The sequence below is a fragment of the Xylophilus sp. ASV27 genome (assembly GCF_016428875.1).
GTDB lineage: Bacteria > Pseudomonadota > Gammaproteobacteria > Burkholderiales > Burkholderiaceae_C > Xylophilus.
Window position 1 is genome coordinate 1 of record NZ_JAELTO010000452.1, and the last position, 249, is coordinate 249.

The following is a 249-nucleotide window of genomic DNA, read 5'->3' on the forward strand; positions in this document are numbered from 1 at the left end:
CCCCGGCGAGGGTGGCGCACAGCGCTACGGCCAGGATGGCCTGCAGGTCGTGGCGACGCGTGCGGTGGCTTCGGGGGTCGGAGATGCTCTGCAGGTGGTGCAGTAGGTTCATCGGGGCAGCGCTAGGGAAGCTCTGCGCAATGCGCTTTGAGATGTGCTGAGGCGGCCTGATAGAGCCAATTTGCAAACAAGTCCAGCCGTGCCGCGGTCTTTGGGCCCTTGCGGGCCTGTTTTTCGGCCATCAGGCCG

At 65.5% G+C, this 249-nt stretch carries 1 protein-coding gene; it reads right to left on the reverse strand.

Features of this window, described 5'->3' with window-relative positions; genetic code table 11:
- Positions 1–112 (reverse strand): transposase family protein (locus tag JHD63_RS25215; protein ID WP_198973218.1); only part of this gene is annotated, 112 nt, incomplete at its 3' end.
- Between the last annotated feature and the right edge of the window lie 137 nt (positions 113–249).